The organism is Aliterella sp. E5.1, from assembly GCF_057473825.1.
In genome coordinates, this window is the sequence record NZ_JBYCCV010000142.1 from 1 (window position 1) to 7255 (window position 7255).

8 protein-coding genes and 1 pseudogene are annotated in these 7255 nt (G+C 41.9%); 6 read left to right on the forward strand and 3 right to left on the reverse strand.

Features of this window, described 5'->3' with window-relative positions:
- A pseudogene (locus tag AC2VE5_RS23175) lies at window positions 1–142 on the forward strand (IS630 family transposase); the annotation flags it as partial.
- Window positions 143–476: 334 nt separating this feature from the next.
- Here the strand turns inward: AC2VE5_RS23175 and AC2VE5_RS23180 are convergent.
- Both AC2VE5_RS23180 and AC2VE5_RS23185 read right to left on the reverse strand, forming a co-directional pair.
- Window positions 477–935: a nitrate reductase associated protein gene (locus tag AC2VE5_RS23180; RefSeq protein ID WP_486890024.1), complete on the reverse strand. Its 459-nt coding sequence runs from the start codon at window positions 933–935 to the stop codon at window positions 477–479.
- 11 nt (window positions 936–946) lie between these two features.
- Window positions 947–1411, reverse strand: a complete 465-nt coding sequence (locus AC2VE5_RS23185; protein ID WP_486890025.1) for a phosphate-starvation-inducible PsiE family protein — start codon at window positions 1409–1411, stop codon at window positions 947–949.
- Between the two features lie 212 nt (window positions 1412–1623).
- Between AC2VE5_RS23185 and AC2VE5_RS23190 the strand changes: the two genes are divergently transcribed.
- From AC2VE5_RS23190 to AC2VE5_RS23210, 5 genes are all read left to right on the forward strand, one after another.
- Window positions 1624–2166 carry an inorganic diphosphatase gene (locus tag AC2VE5_RS23190; RefSeq protein WP_486890026.1) on the forward strand — a complete coding sequence of 181 codons (543 nt, stop codon included), beginning with the start codon at window positions 1624–1626 and terminating at the stop codon, window positions 2164–2166.
- An 83-nt stretch (window positions 2167–2249) separates the two neighbouring features.
- Window positions 2250–2633 (forward strand): aspartate 1-decarboxylase, encoded by a 384-nt coding sequence (gene panD / locus AC2VE5_RS23195; protein WP_486890030.1) that lies wholly within the window; start codon window positions 2250–2252, stop codon window positions 2631–2633.
- Between the two features lie 521 nt (window positions 2634–3154).
- Complete coding sequence (locus tag AC2VE5_RS23200; RefSeq protein WP_486890027.1) at window positions 3155–5311, forward strand: ATP-binding protein; 2157 nt, start codon at window positions 3155–3157, stop codon at window positions 5309–5311.
- Complete coding sequence (locus AC2VE5_RS23205) at window positions 5307–5675, forward strand: response regulator (RefSeq protein WP_486890031.1); 369 nt, start codon at window positions 5307–5309, stop codon at window positions 5673–5675. Before AC2VE5_RS23200 ends, AC2VE5_RS23205 begins: the two co-directional genes overlap by 5 nt.
- 114 nt (window positions 5676–5789) lie before the next feature.
- The gene (locus AC2VE5_RS23210) at window positions 5790–6752 is read left to right on the forward strand and encodes an Npun_F2552 family protein (protein WP_486890028.1); all 963 of its coding nucleotides are present in this window, start codon (window positions 5790–5792) and stop codon (window positions 6750–6752) included.
- Here the strand turns inward: AC2VE5_RS23210 and AC2VE5_RS23215 are convergent.
- Window positions 6742–7140 (reverse strand): QcrA and Rieske domain-containing protein, encoded by a 399-nt coding sequence (locus AC2VE5_RS23215; protein ID WP_486890029.1) that lies wholly within the window; start codon window positions 7138–7140, stop codon window positions 6742–6744. The genes AC2VE5_RS23210 and AC2VE5_RS23215 overlap by 11 nt on opposite strands.
- Window positions 7141–7255: the final 115 nt, after the last annotated feature.

Sequence of the window (7255 nt, forward strand, 5' to 3'; positions counted from 1 at the left end):
GTGGTTGCAAGCAAAGAGGTTTATCCGAGAGTTCTATCATCTGTGTAAATCTTTCTTTGCTGTCAAGCGCTTGTTTGAGCTAGTAACTCACCGACAAATTTTTAATTTCCCAAAGATATTCATGTATGGTGCATTTTCATGAACCATTCAGGATTGCTATATCTCGACACCGTAATTATTCTGATTTGTATTGTGTAGATGAAAATTAGAATAAGTTCATGTGAAGTTAACCAGGTTTTTAGTAAAATTTTTATGAAGTAAGTTAAATTCCAACTATAAAAAAAGATTATTTAGATGAATCTTTAAATATGTCTTTCAATATAAAGAAAGTAAGATTGCCGCCACCTACCCATAACCCATAACAATCGGTTTTGAGCCAGTAAAATTTTGACTTGCCCCCAAATCTCAATTCTGGGCGCAGAAATCCGGTTCCTCAAATCTTGAGGTAGGATCGCGCTATAGGGGGTCAACAAGAACTACTGAATGTAGAGATTAAATTCTTGCAGTGCAGGATAAAAATTTTTGTTTTCGTGGCTGGGGCGACTGAGTTTAATTAGGGCAAAGCGTTGCAATGGAGTCAAAGCTTGCCACTGTTGCCCAGTCAAAGTAACGCCTACTACTTCTTGAGCTTTTTGTTGCACTTCAAGCGGAATATTTGTAGAATCCATCCACTCTGGGTCTGCTTCTATAGGCAAATCTTTTGCTAAAGTACCCGTGTGTTTTTGGACTAAGCTTTGCAGCTTTTGGCGATAAGCTTGAATTTCGGCGGTGGTAGTGCAAGGTTGTTCGACGATTGCTTGACGCTCTGCTTCGCTAAAACAATTCCAATCTGCTAATTTTAGCTTGATTCCACAAGTATCTAGCTTGAAGCGTACTTGCATGGGAATGCAACGGAGGTTATCAACAAAATCTGCTTCAAATTGAAAGAAAGTCATAGTAATTTTCGCTAAAGAGATGGTTTAGCATTGCTACGGCGGACAATCCAATAAGTGACCGATAAGGCAAAAATTGCGATCGCAAGTCCAATTAGTTGGATACCTGTGGTTTTGTTTAAGTCTAAAATAATCAATTTTCGCGCCACCGCAATTAAAGACGTAACTATTACCAATTCAACTTGGATGACGTTTTTTTCTAAATAAGCTGTAATATTTGCTAGCAACTCCAAAGCAATCAAAATATTTAAAAATAATCCAAATAGTTCAATGAGGGTGGTGTTAAAAAAACCCACAGGCTCTGCAAACACTTCTCTAACTAAAAGTATGCCTAAATCAATTAGGGCGATAAGAATGACAATCAACATCCCAATAGCAAGCAGCTTAGAAACGACTTTTTCTATATCGTGAACTAGATGCAGAAAATTCTCGTCTTTACCTGTTGACCTAATCTGCCTCAATAGGTTTTTTAGCCTCATAACTGATGCCTGCGTTAGACGGCATGGTATCTCTTAAGTCTGCTGACCCATCGTAGCAGAAGTCACTAGCAAAATAGCCATCTTGTCCGCTATCAAGGTAAAACTAAATACCCGCTCTATTTTCGTAGGTGTCCATTTTATCCTAGAATGCGTTTCCAAGGGAGCAATTATTGCCAAGTCTCCTAGTGCCTAATTTAAAGTGGAGAAATTTTGTGGATTTAGACCGCATTCCAGCCCAACCCAAGCCAGGGTTAATCAATGTACTGATCGAAATCACCGCAGGTAGTAAAAATAAGTACGAGTACGATAAGGATATCCAAGCCTTTGCTTTGGATCGGGTACTTTATTCGTCGGTACAATACCCCTACGACTACGGCTTTGTACCCAATACCCTAGCCGATGATGGCGATCCTCTAGATGGTATGGTGCTAATGGATGAGCCAACTTTTCCGGGGTGCGTGATTGCGGCAAGACCAATTGGAATGTTAGAAATGATTGACGGTGGCGATCGCGATGAGAAGATTCTTTGCGTCCCCGACAAAGATCCCCGTTACGCTCATGTAAAATCCCTCAAAGATATTGCACCTCACCGATTAGATGAAATTGCTGAATTTTTCCGCAGTTACAAAAATTTAGAGAAAAAAGTTACCGACATTCGCGGTTGGCAAGATATAGAATTTGTCATGCCTTTGGTTGAAAAGTGTATCAAAGCTGGTAGCGAAAAAGGTAGAGATTCCGATTCGAAAACTACTTAAATCCGTCGATTGTCACTCCAAGTCTAGAATGTAGGAGGAAAGATAATATTTATTTTTTCCTCTTGCTCCCTAGCCCCATGACAATGCAACGGACACTGCTTTGCGCCAAAATTCACAATTGTACTCTCACTGCTGCCAATCTCAATTATGTGGGTAGTATTAGTATTGATCGCACTTTATTAGACGCTGCGGGCATCTTACCCTACGAACAAGTGCAAGTAGTGAATGTTGCTAATGGCGAACGATTGATTACCTATGCGATCGCATCTCCTGCCAATTCTGGAGCAATTGAATTAAATGGAGCCGCCGCCCGCCTCGGAATGGCTGGCGATCGGGTAATTATTATGACTTATGCTCAATTTGACAGCCAAGAGCTTAAAACCTACTGTCCTACCGTTGTTTTGGTAGATAAGCATAATAAAATTGAAGAAGTGCGCCGTTATGATGATTTGCTTGCTTCTGTTTAGCCAGAAATTTTGGACGATGCTTGCAAAGGTAAGATGGCGAGAAGTCAATAGCCTTTTGTAAAGGGATTTACCTAACTGCCTATAAAGTGCAAAACTTTTTTGGGCGATCGCAATTACTTTTACCTATTTTGTTGGTGTAGCTACTATTACATTTGATACCCATAATTGGGTTATTAAAAAAATATTAAACCTCCGGTGGCAATGAAATAATTGTAGCTATTGACTAGATAATCGTAAGAATGACAAGCCAAGTTTCTGTACTAAAACACACATTTACTAAATAAATATTTATTTGGTAAAATTAACTTGAAAGTAAGTCTTTGGGCGTACCCCTAATTGTAGCTTTTTAGCTATTTGGGCTAAACTTTCTGGTACAAATCGGCTATTTGTATTAGAAAATAAAACCGCCAACGTACAACTGATACTGAATTTTAAAGCCCTATAACACTAAGCTAATAGCAATATAGCTACCATTACCTAAGTTGCTAATACCCAATCGGAACTAACTTATGTAAGGCATAATGACTAAACAACACCGCACCATACTAATAGTTGATGAATTTGCTCCAGATCGGGAAGTTTATCGTCGCTATTTGCAAGCCGATCTAGAGTATGACTACACAGTAGTAGAGGCTCAATCGGCAAAAGATGGATTATTAATATGTGGGGTGCAACCAATAGATGGAATTTTATTAGACTTTTCTTTGCCAGACTTGAATGGATTAGAATTTTTGGCAGCGTTGAAAAGTCAGTCAGGCAAGTTCTGTTCTCCGGTAGTAATGATTACGGGACAAGGAAACGAAATATTAGCAGCACAAGCAATTAAAAATGGAGCAGAAGATTACTTAGTCAAAAGTCAAATAACTCCTCCTCTGTTGCAGTTAGCCCTAGGAAGCGCGATCGCATCATTCAAGTTACAGCAGCAATTGCAGCAACGGATTGAGCAAGAAAAAATTGTCAGCCAAATTTCTCAGCAAATTCGTCAATCGCTAAATCTAGAAGAAGTTTTGCAAACAACGGTGACGCAAGTAAGGCAATTTCTGCAAACCGATCGCGTGATTATTTTTCAACTCCAACAAGGCGGCGGCGGGACGGCAATTGTCGAATCTGTTGGGGAGGAGTGGCAGAGTCTTTTGTCAGCGAATTTTTTTGCCGAGCGTTACATTGATAACTACCGCCAGGAAATAATTTCAGCAAAAATAGGTATATACAATGCTGGAGTAGATGAATGGGATGTCGAGCAACTAGAAAAGTTTCAAGTAAAAGCGTGTTTAGTTGCGCCATTATTTCAAGGAGAAATGTTGTGGGGATTGCTGATTGCTCATCATTGCTCTATGCCCCGTCAGTGGCAAGAATTAGAAATTAACTTAGTTAAGCAATTATCAACGCAGATTGGCATTGCGATTGAGCAATCAGAACTTTATCAAAAGGTTCAGAGCGAACTAGCCCAAAGGCGACAAGTAGAAGCTGAACTTAAGGAAAGTGCAGCAGGATTGCGTCTTGCCTTAAAAGCTGCCCAGATGGGAACTTGGGACTGGAATATATTAACAGGTCAAATTGTCTGGTCTGCCAACATGGAAGCTCTGTTTGGATTGCAGCCTGGAGAATTTGATGGCTCCTACGCCATGTTTGTTTCTAGGCTGCACCCCGAAGATCGCGATCGCGTCCTGCATACCATTGAGCAATCGGTAGCGACAGGCGCAGAATACGATATTGAATTTCGGGTCGTTTATCCAAACGGTTACATTCGGTGGGCGCAAAGCAAAGGGCAAGTTTTTTACAAGGATGGGCAACCTGTCCGCATGGCTGGAGTTGATTTGGATATCACCGCCTCCCAGCAATTGAGAGCCGAAAAAGAAGTGTTGCTGTTACAAGAAAAAGCAGCAAGAGAACAAGCAGAAGATGCAAACCGTAGTAAAGATGAGTTTTTGGCGGTGGTATCCCACGAATTGAGATCGCCTCTCAATGCAATTTTGGGTTGGGCGCGGCTGCTGAGAACGCGCGAATTGGATAAACAGACAACTAACCGAGCGTTAGAAACCATCGAACGCAATACTCAAACCCAAGTGCAACTAATTGAAGATTTGTTAGATGTTTCGCGCATGATTCGCGGCGACTTGCAACTAACTATGACTCCTGTAAGTTTGGCTACGCTGATTGAAAATACTGTTACCAGTATGAGCTTGGCAGCAGAAGCAAAGCAAATCCAACTAGGCTCGACACTCAATGCCAATTGTCAAGTTTTGGGTGACAACAGCCGTTTGCAACAAATTATTACTAACTTACTAACAAACGCCATCAAGTTCACTCCCAAAGGTGGCAGTATTGAAATTTCTTTACAGAAAGATGGTTCTCAAGCTCAAATTGAAGTAACAGATACGGGGAAAGGAATTAGTCAAGAATTTTTGCCCCATATATTCGATCGCTTCCGCCGTGCCGATAGTTCGACAACGCGCTCGACAGATGGGCTAGGTTTGGGGCTGGCGATTGTTTCGCACTTAACTCGGTTGCATAATGGGACAGTCAGCGCTAGTAGTCCTGGTGTTGGGCAAGGAGCGACGTTCACTGTCATGCTGCCAGTCATTGAATCAATAAGCAACGATTTTGAATCAGCAATTACTCCAGAAGTACCGCAACAACTGCCTCTTACTAATATCCGCATTTTGATAGTAGATTGATGAAGTTGATAGCTTAGAACTTGTAAGACTTGCCTTAGCAGCATCAGGCGCTATTATTGAGGCGGTTAGTTGCGCCGCCGATGCTATAAAAGTTATTGAGCAGTTTAAACCAGATATTTTGATTAGCGATATTGCTGTGCCTCAAACCGACAATTACACGTTGCTAGGTAGCATTAGAGAAATGAAGCAAGTCGGACAAATCCCAGCGCTCGCGCTTACAGATTGTGCCAGAGAAGAAGATATCAAGAAGTCCCTTCATGCTGGGTTCCAGCGCCATTTGACTAAGCCTGTAGAATTTACGCAATTAATTCAGGCGATTTTGGCGGTGCTAGTTGTTGAGGTTGAGGCTGTGCCAAGCAGGTAAAATAATCGGGACCCGTGCTTGCGCCCTCCTGGCTCAGTGATATTAAATTAACTCATAATTGAGTTTGAACTCCTTTTACATTCCCAATTTAATTCAATTAGATTGAAAATTTTTATGACCGCACCCAGTGTTAGTTTAATTCGCGCCGATGCCTACGAACTAGAATCGCTGCAAAATAATATTGTCAAACTGCTAGAACCAATGGGCGGAATGGCAGCCATAGTCAAAATGGGCGATCGCGTTTTGCTTAAACCTAATCTTTTAACGGGGGCGCGTCCCGGCAAAGAATGTACTACTCGTCCAGAATTAGTCTATATTGTCGCTCAAATGGTAATAGCGGCAGGGGGCAAACCTTTCCTTGGTGATAGTCCAGCTTTTGGGAGTGCCAAAGGAGTGGCGGCGGCGAATGGTTATTTGCCCTGGATTGAGAAACTAAACTTACCAATTATCGATTTTCACGGTCAACGTTACCAAACTACTGGAGAAGAATTTAACCATCTGTTGCTATCGGCTGAAGCAATGGAGGCGGATGTAGTTATCAACTTACCTAAAATTAAGTCGCATACGCAGCTAACTTTAACAATGGGTGTAAAAAATCTATTTGGTTGCGTTCCTGGCAAAATGAAAGCTTGGTGGCATATGGAAGCAGGAAAAGATAGTGCTAGGTTTGGGCAAATGCTAGTAGAAACGGCACGGGCAATTAATCCGGCGCTAACGATTGTTGATGGTATTATTGCCCATGAAGGTAATGGACCTAGTGGGGGAGAACCCCGACAGTTGGGGATTTTGGGAGCAGCAAGTAATGTATTTGCTCTCGATCGCGCGATCGCTCATATTTTAAATGTTGACCCCTCTAGCGTACCTACAATCGCCGCCAGTCAACGATTAGAGCTTTGCGGGGACTTGGATAGTATTACTTTTCCGCTCTTACAACCAGACGAACTGCAAGTTCATGATTGGCGGCTACCAGATACTTTAATGCCTATTGATTTTGGTATGCCTCGCGTTGTCAAATCGACTTTCAAGCATTTTTATATTCGGTTCATCAAAGAGCCAATGAGTGCTTTTACGAGCTAACTAAAACAGAATTGCCTTCAATCTTGGCTTTGTAGGTTTTCAATGGTTTAGAGGCAGGATCTTTCAATACTTTGCCATCTGTGCCAAATTCGGACCCATGGCAAGGACAAACAAATTTTTGCGATTTAGCTGCCCACGTTACCGTACACCCTGCATGAGTGCAGGTAGGATTGACGGCGCTAAGGCTATTTGCTGGATTGGTACGAACTACTAAAACTGCCCCAACGGCGGAATTTTTGTTGAGTAACTGATTATTTTTGCTCAACTGCGCTACCGTGCCTACAGAATTGAACCCACCTTTACTATTAGTATCCGCTTGAGTTGTATTAGAAGAACAAGCAGCGATCGCAACAGGCAGAGAACTCGCCTCCTGCGAGGGTGCGGTCAAAAGCAGTTGGTTGTAGGGTTAAGTTGTGAGCAGGAAAGCTTGGAGGCTAAAGCTGATTCAATATATGGCAGTGTGACAATTATGAATCTTGAGCAACTACTGACACTGCTATGAC